The organism is Halorientalis brevis (genome assembly GCF_042678165.1).
GTDB classification, from domain to species: domain Archaea; phylum Halobacteriota; class Halobacteria; order Halobacteriales; family Haloarculaceae; genus Halorientalis; species Halorientalis brevis.
Genome location: NZ_JBHUDJ010000013.1, coordinates 1 through 15168, shown reverse-complemented (window position 1 = coordinate 15168; position 15168 = coordinate 1). Strand labels below are relative to the sequence as shown.

Sequence of the window (15168 nt, the reverse complement as noted above, 5' to 3'; positions counted from 1 at the left end):
GACTGGGCCTTTCGAATCCGGAAAGACGTCCCACCATGGGTGATGAAACTCGTACTGATCGCTGCCATCCTACTGATTGCCGGTCTGCAGTATCTCAATGTTCTGTAATCACTGACAACTCGTCACATTGGGTGTCCTGAGTACCTAACTCCTGAGTCGTCCCGCCAAAAGCGATAGTCGAGTTGCGCAACCAGTCGACGACCGCCACGCTATAACAGCTCATTCCTTGCGGGGCTGGGTCCCTTTGCAACAACCTGTGTTTACTGAGAATGCCGGCCACGACGGTTGACTTCCCGTCGGACGTTACCATGACTTGTTTGCCCACTGGCTACTGCGGATGTTTCGAATAACCTGAACACGCGATAGCTGTGTGCTGTTGGCCTGGGTCAGTGTCTGATTCGAGACCTACTTTGGGAACAGCGTAGAATACAGGCTCGATCGACGTTCCGTCAACGGACGACAGCAGTGCCCCCGAACTGATCGCCTATGCGTTTGTTCCCGTCAGAGAGGTAGATCCCGACGATGCCAACAAGATACCAAATGGGTAGGAAGTCAACAAGTCGAAACACGTTCCGGACTATCGACGAGCGCAGCGAAAGGGGCGAACCATCATCTTCGACAGCTCTGATTCCCACGAGGTACTTTCCGAGGGTCTTCCCGAACCGCCACTCGAGCAGCGTGTGATATCCAATCCCGAATGCGAGCCACAGCCCGAAAGCCGCCGTTCCGGCTGACCCACTGAGAGTTGCGTCCGCACCGTTTACTGTCGTTTCGAGCTGGCCAGTCGCAACCGCGACAGAAAGCGTCGCGACAATGAACAGCCCAAACCAGACGAACGAGTCGATCACGATCGATACACCACGGATACCGACTCCACATCGCTGTGGACCTCCTATGTCCGTCATAGTCGATCGTTGACGGGCAATAGATAAAGCTCAGACGACGTGTTTCTTGGCGAGAAACACTATTCGAACTGATTCATACTGGCTGAGTCGACACATTTTATGACTGTGGACTGTGGCCTCCCAGTTGAGAAGCGCGGCCAGATCGCACCCCTGCTATTCACCCTCCACTATGCCCTTCCTCAACCGGCGTCGATTCATCGAGCTCGGTACGACAGCCACAGCAGCTGCACTCGCGGGTTGCTGGAGAACAAACCAGACCCCATCGTACACGGAGTGGATTCCGGCGACCGCTGGGTCGACGCTCACTGGCTATATCGATCTTACCGTCTCGGCAAAGACCTCAAAGATTGATCCTGTTCTCCCACTGATTTTACCATCTAGCGATGACACGACTTCCGCACAATTCACACCCAATCTGTCTGGCCTTGATGAAATAGATGACCCGTTGTTGAAGCTACCGCTGAAAACCGGCGGACAGGTGATCGCCACCTCCGCCCTCTCACTGGTGGTTTCAGGGCTGGGCTATCTCATTGATTTACAAACGCCATCAGAAGGGGTCACGGAGTTGCTTATCGCTAACCAGACGACTATTGGGACCGGCGAGATAGATGTGGCCAGAGCCGACAAATCGCTACGAAACGGCAGGGAAGGGGCCTTTGGCGAAATTAACCACGAGACCGTCAGTGAAACAGGCGAGTTCACGATATACGAACCGTCGACAGACGTTGACGCCGCCGTTGCACTCAGTGACTCGGGGGTGATCGTAGCCGATACTCGATCGAAAGTCCGGACAGCCATCGAAACGTGGCGTGGCAACCGCAATCGCGCCGTCGACGACAACGATACCTACGAGTGGTTATCGAACACTGTTGGGTCAGGTGATCTCCTGGTTGGCTGGGACGGCCCTGTTCAACTCGCTGATTACTACTGGGAAAGTGAAGACCCCAGTCTCGTGACCGACATCGTGACACAGCAAGTCGACGTATTCTCATCGTTGACGTTCGCTCCGGAAAGCCGAAAGATCAGAACAGATCTCGCACTCCAAAGCGATGACGTTGAGCGAATGTCACGGGCCCAACTCAAAGCCCAATTCGGAATGTCGAAAAAGCAGGGTTCACTCTCTATCAACGGAAACCGTTTGTCAGTGACAACCACGCTCTCGGAAGACGACCTTGACGTTGATGTCGTTCAGTCAGCGGAAACGACAGCGGAGCCAACGGTGCAGAGCAGTAACAACCAACCCGAGAAGATATCCGAGGCGATCCCAGACAACGCAATCGAATTTTCGCATAGAGCAGAGCAGGATCTTGTCCGCGTCAACTTCGTCAAAGAGTTTGACGCTGACAAAGTGACTATACGAGCATTAGAGAGTGGCAGCGAAACGTCGACGACGACTCCAAGGAGCGTTTCGTACCTTACAGTGTATGCCGCTTCTGGCGGTGACGAAGTTGTGGTCACTGCAACCATAGATGGTGTTTCCGGTGAGATTGCCCGAGAGGACGTCCCGTAAACAGCCCTCACTAATGGACTTCTGTGCGAATAGCAGATGCAGCGACAAGGATAATTCCGCGATATGTACTTGGCCACAACTGCCGAGACTACCGATCGACGATGGCGACGCCGTGCCACAGTCCTGTTTGAAACCCCATGTGCTCGGTGTCCTCGTCGAGCAGGAGCATACGTTTCTATTCCTCAAGGGCCCATCTGAAACTACTGTCAAGCTTCGGGGCTTGCTGCCCGTGGATGCTTCAACCCATCAAGGGTCCGTTTGTAACTGTCTGTTGGGGTTAGGGGGTGTCTGGGGTTCTCTATGTGGATTGGGTTCGCGTTGAGTGGGGTCTGGCTATCTCGTTCAGCCTGGATTCACGTGGATGCGAGTGGCGTTTTTCGCGGGTCTTGGCGGGCTGCCAGTGTTGGGGGTGGCTGGGGTCGTCTACCAACGTGAATGGATGGTCGCTGCCAGTGCGTGTGGGCTCCTCTTGGTGGGCTTCTGGCAGGCCGTCCTCTGGATGTACATCCTCCCCGTGGTGGGGGTACTTGTAATCGCTAGTGCCGTGGTTGCGAGCCAAGAGCCGACGAATACACTCCCCTCTGGTAGGTCACAATCCCTCCCAGAACGTCAGGTGTGTCGTGAGCAGGACAATCTGTTCGCACACACAGTGTGCAGCCAGTTGCTGTTGTTCTGTGTCAATCGCCTCCGTGGACAGTACGAAATCTTCGTCTGGGTGATTTCCAAACGTTCTTGAACAGTAGAGTCAAGTGTTTTCGCTTGTGTATCTCGCGCAAGCAACTGATGGAACTTCCCGACCAACTTCACTGTCTGTTTTCTGCCACTGTCGAGCAACGAGATGGATCGTACGTCGTTGAGGTACCAGAGCAAGAAGTTCGCCTCGGTGACCTTCAGCACGGCGAGACGTGCCGTGTGGCTGTGTTTTCCTCGCCGTCGGACGGTGAGAGTGAGGATACTGACGCTGAACCAAAGCGTGAACGTGAGCCGTCGGGGCCACCAGTTACCGAAGGTGAACAACGCACTGTCGAAATCGAAGAGCTTGGCGACCAGGGCGACGGGCTCGCTCGTGTTGACCAGGGCTTTGTCGTCATCGTCCCCGAGACCAAACGGGGCGAACGGGTTATTGTTGAAATTACGGACGTCCGGGAGACAGTCGCGTTTGCCGACGTGATCGGGCGTGCTAGTCGCTCGGTCTGATTCGGGGGGTTGTGGCTTGTTGTGTGGACGGCTGTGGTCTCGGGACTGTTGTGTGTTCTACTCGATCTGGACAACAGAGAGGGGTTTGTTTCAATCCCATGGTGGGTATTGCTGAAACTCTGACCGTCTTCGTCGAGCACGGCGACGCCACGATCGCTTCAATCCCTCATGGGTTCTGCTGAAACCACTGCAGCCGACGAACTCGACCCGGAGGACCGCGAGCTTCAACCCATCAAGGGTCCGTCTGAAACCATGGCCGATTCACCGGCCTTACCTGGGTCTATACACCGATCTCACTTCATCATTTTCGTCGACCGCCAATACCCCCTGCACCCCCTGGGGGTCGATGAAAAACTCACATCACTGATGCAAGCACCGTGCCACCGGCGTGACCCAATATGAGGAAGCGCCAGCTCGGCGCGGGACGCGATCGCGTCGACGGCCACGATCATGAGTCGCGACTCACATGCAGTCACGTCACTGTAGGAGGGGAGTGCCGTAGGATGGGTGGGGTTGGAGCCTTCACAGCAGATCGGGGGGCACTCCACGTGGATGATCTCGGTCAGAAGGCTTAATACCCCGTCAGATGTCCGTCTGACGGCTTGTGGGTTGGCTTCACGATTTGGGCTGGCCGTGTGGGTGGTCGAAGCCAATCTCGGTGTGGCTGTCGACGGGAGTGAGCCGATGCAAACGATCCAGCGGCGCGTTACAGGGAAGGGAGAGAAGAGGTTCAACGCTCAGTATAACGCGCTCACTCACCAGTTGTCGACTGCGCGAATGCATCTCTCAGGAGAACTCCGCCAGCGCCGACAGCAAGTAATCCACCGAGAAATTGGAGCACGGTCGACACAGAAACGCCAGAGGCACTGGTTCCTGAAACTGCAAGACAAAGAGATAATCCAACAATCATCGTGTACAATGCAGCCCGGTTCATGATCGATCATCTTGCTCATTGGAATTTAAAAACAAAGGTCTGACCAGTACATGACCTTGCACGGTATTCTACAATCATATCTAATTCAACACTTCGCAAGCCGGGTTATGACGTAGTAAATTTCTGTGGATGCTTCTATGACACGCTGGTGGAAAATCGACGAGCAGGCCCGACTCAGTTCTCGAATAGTGATGATGGTGGCGACGGATCCGCAACAGATACAGTTTCGATATCTTCTTCAGACGGAGGGCCACAAGCGGAAATTGTGTGGCCTCCAACAAGAACGCGGTAACAACCGCAGTTCTCCTCTGTGTGGTCCTTTCGTTAACGGGATGTACAGCGCTCTTCGGGGAGCCTGCCACGATCCGCTGTTCATCGGAAACCAGGTCTGACGGTGAGGCTGTGATTAGTGGGTTTACAGCGACCGGCCATGATGAATCAGTGTATCTCGTTGTCCCGGCCATCCCTGAGCAACTCGACCGATTCAATGTGAGCCGCATCGCCGTCTATGATCGAAGCGGTGATCTTGAGTACGATATCCCCGTTCGAGAAGACAGCTTCTCGATGAACAAAATGGAAGTTTCCCAGGTTAGTGACGGGGAGATTCCATTCGTCGTCAACATCGGTGAGGCCCCACAGCACAGCTGGTATCGAGTCGTGGTTTACAACGGAAGCGGTGGAACAGTCCAGACGACTACCGGCGGGTTCAATTGTTACAGCGATAAATCGCTGTCACCGTAGGCTCTCGGTGCCCTTTCCTCCGAATATTGGTGCTTATTTTTCTAACTACAGTGGTGGTGATTGTCTTGAGAAGGAGTCAGGGGCTGTGTTTGGGACTGCACGACTGTTGTCGGAGTGGTAAGGGGTACGGACCACTAACCAACAGACGCCCTCATTCACACCGTTTTATTGGTTAGCAAATTTGCTGTAGAGGTATTGGCCGCTGATGGATGTGATCGTACTCTATTGGGTGCTAACCACTTTCAACACGGCAGGCTATGGTTTAAGTTCGCTACCAAATTTGGTTCTTATAGATGCCGTGGATGGCTATCCACGATGGCGACAAGAAACCGCCACGCCAGGTTCCAGAACAGACCAAAGTGACGTGTCCGACATGTGAAAGCGAAATGGTCGTACGTAAGCGATCATCGGATGGTCGGGCCAGACACTTCATGCACATCGGGAACAGTGGCGGTGGTGGCGGTACTGCTGGCGGTGGTGGAGCGTGTTCCTCGGTTGCTGAATCTGACAAGCATGCGAAGTGGAAATCACTTGCGGCGGATCAGCTTGAACATGTCTTTGCTGGTCAAATCGACCACTGCGAAATGGAGTATCGACTCGATGCACCGCGAACCGAGAAACAACGCCGGGACGCCGACGCTGCGATTGTGTTTGAATCGCCGGATCAGCAACTTGGGAAGGGTGTTATAATAGAGGTCCAACACAAAAACGAGTCAAAAGACAAGCGTGGGACGGCTCAGGACTACTACGCTCAAGGATTTGCCACAGTCTGGGCAACTGAAGCAGATTTTGCTGCGGATCGCTGTCGGCTCACAGAAGCTGATATTAGAAAACGCGCCCGTGACGCGGTTTGGCCATGGGCTGTTCCAGAGCGTGTTGCGTGGCCTGAGTACGAGTTTTGTATCGACGATCCCCTGGCGAAGATCGGCCTACGTGACTTCGTGGAAGTTGACGACGAGCCAGTGGGTCAAGTTCCAGCGACGCTACCCCCTGATTGGAATGACGATGTTGCCTTGTGGCTCTGGCGGTCACGAACGTGGAAATCATTGTTCGATGAGTCTGAAGATTACACGGATATCTGGCCATATGCGAAGGTGCCAGCGACATTACCACCAGAGTGGTATGACGAGCAGGCCGGCCGACTGTGGCGTGAGACTGACTGGCTTAAGATAGTCCACGGAACTGGTGAGGGGCGCCATGACGGGAAAGAGAGAATTCGAGCGCAATCATATATTGACAGGGTTAGAGGTGATGGCGCAGCCCAGGTTGAGATCGATTTCGCGCCTTTGATTGGGGAAGATCAGTGGCGATTGTGGTGGCGTGCAGGTCGAGGCTTGCAGCGTGAAAGAGATGTTTCTGTTGAGCGGCCACAGACTCCATTTGACGACGTGCAATGCCACGAGTGTGGTCATTATATGCCTGCAGCGAACGCGGATCGACGGTGTCAGAACTGTGATGAGCTATACGACTGGCTGTGGAATATAGAGACGGGCCGTATTTCGGAGTCGGCAGTGCCAGCTGAGATTTCGTTGATAGACCTGTAGCAATGGATTGGTTCCTGTAGTTGGGTAGGGACAGAGTAGCGGCGACGGAAGCTACTAACCGCCAAAGTTATGTCAGCGTGACAGATAGTTGGCAAGCAAAAATAGCAACCTGAAAGCGAGTATGGACGAGTGGGGGATGGATTGCTTAACCCCCAATGGAACACTCTCGTATCTATCCAATGGCAACTATTTTCATTAACTCCTGACTGACATCAGTTAGAACGAATGGCATCGCCTACTTCGGTTCCTGTTAGCCTTCTTGTTATTTTGCTTCTATTAGCGCCGGGTCTTGTAGGATTACAACTTCTCTTTCGATTTGGCCAGCGCAACCCATCACCAAGTCGGACTCAGTGGATTACCTGGAGTACGTTTGTCAGTCTGCTTTCTCTTAGCATACTCTATTTTACGTCTGGTCTGTACCTCACTCACACAAACGAGCTTGCTACAACTCTGGTGGACAGATTAGGGCTGGTGGACATCAATACGCTCACGGGTCTGGGACTTGCTGATATCGTAATATTATATATGACACATTTGATGCTGACACTGGGGGGCGGTGTAGCAATGGGGAAATTATACGATAGCTGGAATGATGACCCCCTTGACCGGAGAGAACCGTGGCACTACGCCTTTGACGAAGGCACATTTGACGGTGAGAGCCTCGACGTATATCTGGAAGATGGGACTATTCTCCGTGGTGAGTTCATCAAAAAAGCATGGGACGCTGATCAGCGCGATCTCTATCTAGAAGAGCCATACGAAGTCGTCGAGGAAGCCGACGGTGAGGATGAATCAGACCTCGGCCGCAGTCTCTTGATTCAAGATTCAGCCATTTCTCATGTAGTGTTCACAAAGGAAGACCCTGACTCAGAGCGAACAGAAGCCGTTGATGTGTCCGATGAAACAATGGAACAGATGGAAAACCAGCTCCGAGATATTCTAAATGAAAACATCGACGAATTCGAGAATGAGGACACCACAGATCAGTCAAAGGATGAAGGGATAGACGGTGAGTAGCTTGACCTAGATCTCGTCAGCTAGGTCTAGTTCGCTCTCACTTGTGTACTCTGGGAATTTTTTATATACATATCGTAGGAGCCGGTCAAGTGGTACATTGTTATTGCTTTGCTTGATCTGCTGTGCAGCATCAAGTATTGAATCGATGTCTCGCTCCTCGTCTTGTCTCAGGTTTTGAATAGCTCGTCGACCTTTGTTAGTTAGGCTGTAGATGTATTCTTCGTTCCCTTTTTGCGTCGTTCTGATATCGCGCTGTAGATAGCCCTTTGTTTCCAGTGTCTTTAGTGCGCCCGCCAGTGTTGGCGAAAAGGGACCATATTTGTCAGCCTTGAATTCATGCCGTTCTCCAATGTCGCCCTCTTTCTGCGTGAGAAACGCGAGCTTTTGGAACCGCGTTGCACCCTCAATCTGACGGCTTCTATCCGCGTAGAGGAGTGCGAGCGGAAGTAAGACATCGGCCATGGCTGTAAGGTCCGTGGTTCACGATAAGATTATATGGCCAACGGGTAAGGCTTGTGGCTTCATCATCAACTGTGGAGTCAATTTACGCGTACATTCTGGATCCGATCTCTCACCGCAGACCAAGACAACTGCACAGGATGGACGCCCTCACTGCCAATGGTGACTGAAAGTGTGGTAACAACACACCCCTCCCAGTGGCACTGCTCCTGTTGTCCACCGAAGGGATGGAGAGCGTTTCTGTCTGGTTGCGGGACCTCATAGCTAACAGGAGTTGTTTCGTGGAATATAGTTGTTAGAGCAGGTTCTCTACGGATTCTGGCTCTGTTGTGAGCGCTGCTTGGGAGCTATCAGGTGTCGCCGAGTAACTGCCGAACCGCTCTGGTGAGACGGCCTGTTGCATGGCACGCAGTTGTTGCTGGAACTGGCCACTTGTGGCGTTAATCAGTTGGTCGTCGGGCCAGGAGTGGACGTCGAGATTGTCGTAGCGGGTGGCCCGTCGTTGGACAAGGTAGATCTGTTTCAGTTTGTTCTTTTGATACAACTTAGGCTCATGCCGTCACCCTGTGAGCAGCAGCGTGAATTGGTTCAGGCATATAATTTATAAATGCCCGAGTTATAACAATACATTGAGGAATGCTTTATGCAATCTGGACAAATTGCAAATACACACAATAGAAAATGTTACGGTTATATATCATATGAAGATAATGAAGGCCCAGTATACTTCCATTTTGAGGATTATGAGGAAGAAATCCCTGAAATTGGACAGGATGTCACTTTTGAAGTGGATAAAACAGACTGGGGAATGAGAGCATATAATATCGAGGATTCACAGTAACAGGTTTATCGTCCTTCATATAACCTGTCGCTCAAAGCACGGGGGAGTTCTTTAGCAGTTTTCTCAGCTATTTTATTTATGTCGTATTCGACCCTATGAATCTTGGCACTCAATTCGTTTAAATTGATTGTAGCATAGGACGCTCTGGGATCTTTGTCTCTTGGTTGGCCTACACTGCCTGGGTTGACAATGAGAGTATTATTTACCTTTTTGACGAACGGCCTATGAGTGTGGCCAAGTACAATTACGTCTGGAGGTAGATCAAAGTAGAACTCAAGAAATAGTTCATCGATATCTCTTTCATAGATATATTCTGACAATGGATTCTTGGGAGACCCATGGACAATTAGAAGGTCGCGATCGTTTACGAATTTTCTAATCTGGGTCGGAAGTGATGATAAATAATCCATATTATCATTAAATAAATTACGACGATTCCAATCAATCGCCCTTTTTGCGTGAATAGAGAAACTGGATGGCGTAGAATTTACTACTGCCGCATCATGATTCCCCTTTACAGAACAGATTTTTTCTTTACGTATTCGAGCAATAACCTCATTTGGTTGGGCGTAGTAGCCGACAAGATCACCTGCACAATACGTATCTGAAACTTTATTTATATTTGGTTGGTTTAAAACCTGATTAAGAGCAACCCAATTTGAGTGAATGTCTGATATTGCTCCAATTTTCATTATGGCATTACGCGCTTGATAACGTTCATGTCTCGTTTTGACAAAGTAAGATCAAAGGCAGTCATCCAATCTTGGTAGATATCCGACTGTATGTTCTCTCTCGGACCCACCGCTTCTTCGACATCTGAATAAACCTCGGCAGCATTCCTAAGATTCTGCTTTACTAAATCTACTCGCTCGTCTAAGGTCAGGCCAGTATATTCTTTGGCGATCTGGTGACATGACCAGATATAATGATCCCAAGAATCATTTTTATACGTCCATTCTGCATCCTCTGGTTCCCCATTGAATAATTCTTGCTCAAAGGGAGATGTTGGGTTCTTAATTCTTAGCTTATCAAGAGAGAATCCGTTGCTGTATAATGCTTGAAGATCCTGTTCAACCTGCATCTCCTCCATTAATGGATCTGAATAATACCAGTACACACCTGCAGACCCTCCACCGTTGTCTTGTGGTATCCAACGGTCTGTGTCAAATGCCCGAGTGTTCTTATAATGGCCTGAGGCAAACGCATTAATTCCAAGACCAAATGCTAAATGAGCTATCTGATCAGAATGGCCAAGAATAATGTCATACCAATTGTACCGGAGGTTTTTAAGAAGATCAAGATATGACTTCACCTGTTCCATGCCAAATAAGGGATTTCGCCGGTAACGCGGATACTGTACTGATACATAGAATCCAGCAAGATCTATTTTGGTAATGTAGTCTAATAGTTTTGTCCGCTGTTCGTCATCCTTTATACTAGCTCCATCCACTGGGAGTGAAGCAAATACCTGAGAGTCCGGGTCATTATCTTCGACAACCTTCAGGAAGGTCTTGGTTAACAATTGCCATCGATATAATTTTGAATCTGAAAATGTGTCCAAGAAACGTGCAGGAGCAATATACGCGTCAACATCAATTTCATTTTGAACTTCCCAAATCTTCTCACAGAGCTCACGCCGATTTTGTGGGTTTGTGACCACAACTGTTTCAAAGTCATTACCACCGCTGTCTTGGAAATATGGATAGGTATCTGAAGCTGGACGTTCAGTCCGCGGAATATAATACTGTGGATCGAAAAGAACGATCCCATCTTGTCGGTTTACGTCTCTTCCCAGAGATTTTGTATCCCCATATTCGTAGTCTGAAGGGCTCATTATTACCCCATCTGCATAGTCGCCCTCCATTGCCCGCTTCACTAGCGTCTGCCCCGAATATCCGAACTGAATCAAGTAGGTTGGCTCATCAAATAGCATAAGAGGTACCTCCTATGATGTGGTTTAGGTCAGTTTGCGCGATATTAACTGTTCTATGACGACGATGCAGATTGGTGCTAATCATTTGCTCATAAAAGTTATCTAATTCTTCGAGTTCTTCGGAAAGGTCCACATAGTCTGTCAAATTTCTATGAGCACCTTTTTCTATTGCATCCTGAATAGTGAACTCCTCAATGTCAAATGGATGTATGCCAGTTACACATTCAAAAAACACAATCCCGAGTGAGAAGAAATCCGTACGAACATTTTGTATTTCCTTATTATTCGCCAGCATTTCTGGAGAGGAATATTCTACCGTTCCAGGAGATCGTGCCCAGTCAGTTGGAGTTAAATCAGAACCCTCTAATGCCCTCACAACTCCGACATCTAAAAGTCTAATTTGCCCGTCTGGCTCTACCATGATATTTTCCGGCTTTATATCCCGGTGAACATACTCTTTGTCTTCGAATTCCCCTAAGACTTGTAATATCGTACTTAATACCTGAATGCCTAATTCAATACTGGGTCCATTTTCCTCTAAATGATCACGTAGAGTTTTTCCAGGGACGAACTCTTCTACTAAAACAAGCACTTCCTGATTCGATATCTTATCAGGAAAATGCATTTTTAGATCTACGAGTATATCTGAGTCGATGTCGTTCATCACTTCAACTTCTAATTCTGCACGTTTTACGTGCTGCAATTCTTCAAGCACCACTGTTTTCACAATTACTTCGTCTCCTTCAAACTCTCCAACAAAGACATCTTTCTGACCACCAAAGGCGATTTTTTCTTCAATATTAAATCGGGGTAACTCCTGTTGAGCATCCGTTAGCGAAATACGATCTCGCATATGCAAGAATCGTCACACGGCTATAACTTATACCCCTAGGGTATTTGAAGGTAATAGCGTTGTTTCATTTAGACGCCACACGTTGAGTTCAGAATACGGAGATTGTTTTTCAGGCTCATAATGGTGCTCAAAATCACCTTCCTTTGATATTGATATCAATCCTACTTCGTGTTTCTTGAAAAGACTCAGGTCTTTAAGTGCACGATGTATATTTGATTCATCAAGAACGACATATTGATATTCGGAATATGCTCTACCCTGTAACGCCTGACGAAAAGCACGCTGCCATTTTCCGAGTTTTAGTTCAATTGCTATTGAGGTTGTAATATGCCGTCTCAAATACGGTTTTGTTCTAATTCGTCCATTATCTTCTATTACGAAATTATGATCAATTAACCAATCCAGATCATTAGATATCTTCCGCGGTTCTCGACTTATCTGTTCAATAAAGTTATCACGTTGTATGTACCCGTCTTTTTTATGAAGCCGGAGAAATATTTTAAGACGTTTTTTATTTTCAATGGGTATGTCGACACCCAATTCGCGTACTCGCCTACGTTTATATGCGTCTGACACATAGCTAAGAACGATATCAGTTCTCCCACCACTGTAAGAAAATTCTTCTCTTCTATGGACATCTTTGTGGGTGAGTTTATCGGTCAAGATTGGTAATGCCACTTTCCGCAATTCCTCTTCAGACTCAAACATATACTTATATTTGATTATTACTTAGCCACCAAAAGGCCCTTTCTATTGAACCAATCCATGCCATGTCTAGACATGGCTATTTAATGAAACAAATCATTTTTGATTGTCTTGTCTAGTGACCCGTGGATATATTTCATGGTCTCAATCCCCTCTAATATCATCCTCATACACAGATATAATAGTGATGCCCCAAATACCCAGTCTCCACGCTGATCGTGGGTTGTCGTATAGACAATGCATCTGGGTGATCCCCCTTTAAAAATTGCCGAGACTTTACATATTGACCACAGCTACCCCGTGCCACGAGTCGTCCCGCGGCCCGGCGTGCCGAAGCGTCAACCCGTATTCACCGAGAATACCGTTCACCACGGCGGGAAGGCCGTCAGTCCGTAACGTCAGCTCCACCGTCCACCGATCGGTCGGATCTACGCTTGGTGAGACTACGTCGACGCCGATCACGGCGGGCACCGACTCCAGCTCGTTGACCACATTGTGCGCCCGATGACGCGACTCAACACGGCAGCTCATGCCGAGGCCTCCTGCGGTGCGCTCTCGACAGCCAGATTGTACCGAATATCCGCAGCTTGCGCTTTCGCGGCACGGTGGCGTTGTTTCGATTCACCAAGATCTTCGCACTGCCACCACTCGTCGATCCAGCCGCACTTCTCGTCGCGCACGTACTCAATCCAGTGACGGACAGCTGGGCGGGACAATTGTTCAGTGTGAACGACCTCGCCGTCGATGGTGACGTACAAGGTAGCCCGAACGGGGTCCCAGCGGTGGCACCGACCGCGGTTGTCGTAGCCGATGACGCCGGCTCGCTGTGCAACAGACTTTTCTCTCGAAGTTCCGTAGTGAGTCATGCGTTAGCTTCCTTGGAAGCTTGGCTCGCCTGCTCCAACAGGTGGGCCAATCATTCATTCCGTGATTCTGGCCCGTAGAGCCCCGCTTCCTACTCATATCTACATATCGCCAGCACCATAAAACCTTTTGCTATAGCCAAAGATAATAACCGTATGGCCCAGGGGAAGAGAACAGTTTCCGATGAAGAGATTATCCAACAGATGAAGCAATCGTCAGATCCAGCTTTCACAACGAGTGAGATCGCCGAAATGGTTGGTATGACGCCTGCAGGGATGCGTGGGCGGTTAGAATCGCTCAAAGAGTCTGGTCAGGTATCCAAGAAAAAGCCTAGCACTCGAACGGTGATATGGTGGACAGAAACCGATCACCCATCGGCTGTCTCAGTCGCATAATACCGGAGTCCTTCGTCCGTTATCCAGTACATCACAGTCCGCTTCCCTGGCTTCTTTTTATCCAAATAGCCGGATTCTACGAGCTTGTTCATCTGATAGCGAGCGCCTTCAGTCGTTACGTCCAATGACTCGGCGATTTCTGATGGGACGAATGCCGGATCTGAAGATATGATGAACTCCCGGAGTATGCTAATTGGGTCAATCTCTGGATCAGGACCACGCGCCACATCTGTGCGTTGAGTCCATTGGCAATGAAATTGCCCACCGATTTCTTTTTGCTATAGCCAAAAGTTAAGTGCCGTGCAAATTATACTCGGAGATAGGCCATCACGTGGCAGCTTGTAGAAGTTAGTGCGACGGTCCGCTCCACCGGACCGCCGCGTGAGGCCTCCAGTAGCGGAAGCCATGCCCGCATATGCTACCGGGGGGCTTGAAACCTCCCACCGACCAGACGCATCACTCGCCAACCACACAGAGAGGCGAACCAACACCCACCACCGAAACCCGGAAACCCGGATTCGCTCGCAAACCACCCAGCACATCACGAATACCATCGGTTCCGGAAATCCGGAAATCCGGAAACTCCCCTGCACCGGTCAAGTCTCAACCACCCCTCAGCAGACACCGCCCATGCCCATCCACACCCCCGCAACCGGAGGCGAGCACCAATGACGCGCCCACCAACTGAGTACCACCAACTCCGTGGGTTCCAGCGCGATTGCCTCCTCGCGATCGCCCGCCTCGAAACCCGCGACAACTCCCCTTACGGCCTCGCGATTAAACGCGAGTGCCAATCCATCCGCGACGAGGAGGTCACCCACACCAAACTCTACCCGAACCTGGACGAACTCGCCGCCCAACAACTCATCACCAAACAGGAACTCGACGCCCGCACCAATACCTACACCCTCACCGACGCGGGCCGCTCGCTCCTCACTACTCACGCACAGTCACTCGACACCATTCTCACCCAGGAGGCGACAGCATGACCCGCGAGTCCTACACCTGCGATCTCTGTCACCGAGAACACCCCACCAAAGCAAACGCACTCCGCTGTTGCAGTGACAAATTCGACGACGACCAAGACACCCACGACAAACCCGCCTTCACAGCGCCGGACGAACACGGGTGTCCAATCGTCACCGACGGCGGCTGCTCAATCCCCCAGGGCGAGACCTTCCAGGACCCCTGGCGGTACCGCTGTCCAGAGTGTCAAAGCACACTCATTCGACGCAAAACCGGCCCCCGTGCCCAGCGTGAGAACCCGGAA

The 15168-nt window shown here is 50.4% G+C and carries 15 protein-coding genes; 8 read left to right on the top strand and 7 right to left on the bottom strand.

Going from position 1 to position 15168, the window contains the following annotated elements; translation table 11 throughout:
* Positions 1-449 precede the first annotated feature (449 nt).
* Positions 450-905 carry an RDD family protein gene (locus ACFR9U_RS15995; RefSeq protein ID WP_247381934.1) on the bottom strand — a complete coding sequence of 152 codons (456 nt, stop codon included), beginning with the start codon at positions 903-905 and terminating at the stop codon, positions 450-452.
* Between the two features lie 169 nt (positions 906-1074).
* On the opposite strand from ACFR9U_RS15995, the gene ACFR9U_RS15990 reads away from it, so the two are divergent.
* The 5 genes from ACFR9U_RS15990 (at position 1075) to ACFR9U_RS15970 (ending at position 7848) form a co-directional block, all read left to right on the top strand.
* Positions 1075-2415, top strand: a complete 1341-nt coding sequence (locus ACFR9U_RS15990; RefSeq protein WP_247381933.1) for a hypothetical protein — start codon at positions 1075-1077, stop codon at positions 2413-2415.
* Between the two features lie 783 nt (positions 2416-3198).
* Complete coding sequence (locus tag ACFR9U_RS15985) at positions 3199-3612, top strand: TRAM domain-containing protein (protein WP_247381931.1); 414 nt, start codon at positions 3199-3201, stop codon at positions 3610-3612.
* Between the two features lie 1201 nt (positions 3613-4813).
* Positions 4814-5287, top strand: a complete 474-nt coding sequence (locus ACFR9U_RS15980; RefSeq protein ID WP_247381930.1) for a hypothetical protein — start codon at positions 4814-4816, stop codon at positions 5285-5287.
* Between the two features lie 431 nt (positions 5288-5718).
* Positions 5719-6831 carry a hypothetical protein gene (locus tag ACFR9U_RS15975; RefSeq protein ID WP_247381929.1) on the top strand — a complete coding sequence of 371 codons (1113 nt, stop codon included), beginning with the start codon at positions 5719-5721 and terminating at the stop codon, positions 6829-6831.
* 225 nt (positions 6832-7056) lie between these two features.
* Positions 7057-7848 (top strand): DUF6338 family protein, encoded by a 792-nt coding sequence (locus tag ACFR9U_RS15970; RefSeq protein WP_247381927.1) that lies wholly within the window; start codon positions 7057-7059, stop codon positions 7846-7848.
* A gap of 6 nt (positions 7849-7854) precedes the next feature.
* Here ACFR9U_RS15970 and ACFR9U_RS15965 read toward each other — a convergent pair whose 3' ends face one another.
* Entirely contained in the window at positions 7855-8310 is a 456-nt protein-coding gene (locus tag ACFR9U_RS15965; protein ID WP_247381924.1) for a helix-turn-helix transcriptional regulator, read from the bottom strand.
* A 640-nt stretch (positions 8311-8950) separates the two neighbouring features.
* Here ACFR9U_RS15965 and ACFR9U_RS15960 point away from each other — a divergent pair.
* Positions 8951-9148 carry a cold shock domain-containing protein gene (locus ACFR9U_RS15960; protein WP_247381921.1) on the top strand — a complete coding sequence of 66 codons (198 nt, stop codon included), beginning with the start codon at positions 8951-8953 and terminating at the stop codon, positions 9146-9148.
* Positions 9149-9153: 5 nt separating this feature from the next.
* Here ACFR9U_RS15960 and ACFR9U_RS15955 read toward each other — a convergent pair whose 3' ends face one another.
* The 5 genes from ACFR9U_RS15955 to ACFR9U_RS15935 all read right to left on the bottom strand — a co-directional run bounded on the left by ACFR9U_RS15955 (position 9154) and on the right by ACFR9U_RS15935 (position 13131).
* The gene (locus ACFR9U_RS15955) at positions 9154-9840 is read right to left on the bottom strand and encodes a metallophosphoesterase family protein (RefSeq protein ID WP_247381918.1); all 687 of its coding nucleotides are present in this window, start codon (positions 9838-9840) and stop codon (positions 9154-9156) included.
* Positions 9840-11081 carry a hypothetical protein gene (locus ACFR9U_RS15950; protein WP_247381916.1) on the bottom strand — a complete coding sequence of 414 codons (1242 nt, stop codon included), beginning with the start codon at positions 11079-11081 and terminating at the stop codon, positions 9840-9842. The genes ACFR9U_RS15955 and ACFR9U_RS15950 overlap by 1 nt, the downstream gene beginning before the upstream one ends.
* Complete coding sequence (locus ACFR9U_RS15945; RefSeq protein ID WP_247381912.1) at positions 11071-11934, bottom strand: serine/threonine protein kinase; 864 nt, start codon at positions 11932-11934, stop codon at positions 11071-11073. The genes ACFR9U_RS15950 and ACFR9U_RS15945 overlap by 11 nt, the downstream gene beginning before the upstream one ends.
* Positions 11935-11961: 27 nt before the next feature.
* Positions 11962-12642: a hypothetical protein gene (locus ACFR9U_RS15940; protein WP_247381911.1), complete on the bottom strand. Its 681-nt coding sequence runs from the start codon at positions 12640-12642 to the stop codon at positions 11962-11964.
* Positions 12643-12915: 273 nt separating this feature from the next.
* A complete protein-coding gene (locus ACFR9U_RS15935; protein WP_247381909.1) occupies positions 12916-13131 on the bottom strand; it encodes a hypothetical protein in 216 nt (71 codons plus the stop codon).
* A 1435-nt stretch (positions 13132-14566) separates the two neighbouring features.
* Between ACFR9U_RS15935 and ACFR9U_RS15930 the strand changes: the two genes are divergently transcribed.
* Together ACFR9U_RS15930 and ACFR9U_RS15925 are read left to right on the top strand one after the other, a co-directional pair.
* Positions 14567-14887 (top strand): helix-turn-helix transcriptional regulator, encoded by a 321-nt coding sequence (locus ACFR9U_RS15930; protein ID WP_247381905.1) that lies wholly within the window; start codon positions 14567-14569, stop codon positions 14885-14887.
* Positions 14884-15168, top strand: a 285-nt coding sequence (locus tag ACFR9U_RS15925) for a hypothetical protein (RefSeq protein WP_379814734.1), incomplete at its 3' end; no start/stop codon positions are given. The genes ACFR9U_RS15930 and ACFR9U_RS15925, both read left to right, overlap by 4 nt.

Bases quoted from the DNA above. Each gene is read 5' to 3' on its own strand.
- ACFR9U_RS15940 (WP_247381911.1), bottom strand. From the start codon at position 12,642: ATGTTTGAGTCTGAAGAGGAATTGCGGAAAGTGGCATTACCAATCTTG.
- ACFR9U_RS15965 (WP_247381924.1), bottom strand. From the start codon at position 8,310: ATGGCCGATGTCTTACTTCCGCTCGCACTCCTCTACGCGGATAGAAGC.
- ACFR9U_RS15995 (WP_247381934.1), bottom strand. From the start codon at position 905: ATGACGGACATAGGAGGTCCACAGCGATGTGGAGTCGGTATCCGTGGT.
- ACFR9U_RS15945 (WP_247381912.1), bottom strand. From the start codon at position 11,934: ATGCGAGATCGTATTTCGCTAACGGATGCTCAACAGGAGTTACCCCGA.
- ACFR9U_RS15985 (WP_247381931.1), top strand. From the start codon at position 3,199: ATGGAACTTCCCGACCAACTTCACTGTCTGTTTTCTGCCACTGTCGAG.
- ACFR9U_RS15955 (WP_247381918.1), bottom strand. From the start codon at position 9,840: ATGAAAATTGGAGCAATATCAGACATTCACTCAAATTGGGTTGCTCTT.
- ACFR9U_RS15990 (WP_247381933.1), top strand. From the start codon at position 1,075: ATGCCCTTCCTCAACCGGCGTCGATTCATCGAGCTCGGTACGACAGCC.
- ACFR9U_RS15975 (WP_247381929.1), top strand. From the start codon at position 5,719: ATGCACATCGGGAACAGTGGCGGTGGTGGCGGTACTGCTGGCGGTGGT.
- ACFR9U_RS15970 (WP_247381927.1), top strand. From the start codon at position 7,057: ATGGCATCGCCTACTTCGGTTCCTGTTAGCCTTCTTGTTATTTTGCTT.
- ACFR9U_RS15950 (WP_247381916.1), bottom strand. From the start codon at position 11,081: ATGCTATTTGATGAGCCAACCTACTTGATTCAGTTCGGATATTCGGGG.
- ACFR9U_RS15930 (WP_247381905.1), top strand. From the start codon at position 14,567: ATGACGCGCCCACCAACTGAGTACCACCAACTCCGTGGGTTCCAGCGC.
- ACFR9U_RS15960 (WP_247381921.1), top strand. From the start codon at position 8,951: ATGCAATCTGGACAAATTGCAAATACACACAATAGAAAATGTTACGGT.